The sequence below is a fragment of the Lysinibacillus sp. RU7 genome, from assembly GCF_057837305.1.
In genome coordinates this window covers 1-235 of sequence record NZ_JBYQFK010000315.1, presented here as the reverse complement: position 1 = coordinate 235, position 235 = coordinate 1, and the positions used below count along the sequence as shown (strand labels likewise).

At 29.8% G+C, this 235-nt stretch carries 1 protein-coding gene; it reads right to left on the bottom strand.

Annotation, left to right across the window (positions count from 1 at the left end; all coding sequences use genetic code 11):
- Positions 1 to 60: 60 nt before the first annotated feature.
- On the bottom strand, positions 61 to 213 hold the full coding sequence (locus AC3II9_RS22535; protein WP_489159003.1) for an HPF/RaiA family ribosome-associated protein: 153 nt from the start codon (positions 211 to 213) through the stop codon (positions 61 to 63).
- Positions 214 to 235 lie beyond the last annotated feature (22 nt).

Sequence of the window (235 nt, the reverse complement as noted above, 5' to 3'; positions counted from 1 at the left end):
TATATTTTATCAATAAAAAAGAGGCTATCTTTCAAGCCTCTCTTAAATTAACAAAACTTATTAAACAGAAACAGTAACTTGCGAATAAGTACATTGCATTTTTCGATATCTTAATAATTGTCTTTTTAATTTTTCTGTCAATTTTTTAATTGAAGTATACATATCATCAGCGGTTGCCTGAGCAAACAACTCAATCCCCGGCAATCTTACAATAGCCTCTGCAACATGATTTGAA